At 59.7% G+C, this 243-nt stretch carries 1 pseudogene; it reads left to right on the top strand.

What is annotated here, in order from left to right:
- Positions 1-243, top strand: a pseudogene (locus tag ACZXDY_RS46765) (hypothetical protein); the annotation flags it as partial.

Below are 243 nucleotides of genomic sequence, written 5' to 3'. Positions count from 1 at the left end.
AACATGTCGAACGCTCGCGAGGGCTTCGATGCGATCGATATCGTTGTCGATTGGATCGACGCCTGTAAGCAGGGTCGGTTGGATGATTTGCTAGATCTCTATGACGAGGCGGCTACGGTCGAGTGCTGCGAGGGTGGGCGCTTTCAAGGCCGAGCCGCGATGAAATGGTACTGGGGTCAAAGGCTCGCGGCATCCGCAGCCGATGCTTTCGGGATCGACGCATTGATGCCGGAGGGGGACGGC

Source organism: Bradyrhizobium sp. LeoB3, assembly GCF_055456055.1.
This window is presented reverse-complemented; position numbering and strand designations above follow the sequence as displayed.